Genomic DNA, 320 nt, shown 5'->3' with positions numbered 1-320 from the left:
AGTTGGGCACTCATTACGAATACACGGCCCATCAAATCGCCATGAAGCAGTGCTACGCCGAACACGGGCAGAATTACACCGACCCCGACCAAGCTCCCCAATCTGAGAGCGCGCCGCGTGGCGATAATGGGCGAAAGTACGGTCCCTGGAACGTCGAGTACGCCAAGAAGTACGGATTCCAGAAGCATGACCCCAACGCCGCCCCCATCTCCTTTAACTCACCGGAGAGCTTGAGCCCCGAGGAGCAGCTTCGCACCGAATGTCTTGACAAGGCCCGCGAGACCCTGGACGCCGCGGTGCCCGAAGGCAAGAGGCCCGAG

The 320-nt window shown here is 60.6% G+C and carries 1 pseudogene; it reads left to right on the top strand.

What is annotated here, in order from left to right:
* Positions 1–41 precede the first annotated feature (41 nt).
* A pseudogene (locus HMPREF2842_RS04655) lies at positions 42–320 on the top strand (multidrug transporter); the annotation flags it as partial.

It is taken from the genome of Rothia sp. HMSC069C10 (assembly GCF_001812205.1).
In the GTDB taxonomy this organism is placed as follows: Bacteria; Actinomycetota; Actinomycetes; order Actinomycetales; family Micrococcaceae; genus Rothia; species Rothia mucilaginosa.
Note: the sequence above shows the minus strand (reverse complement) of the source record. Positions and strands in the feature narration are given on the sequence as shown.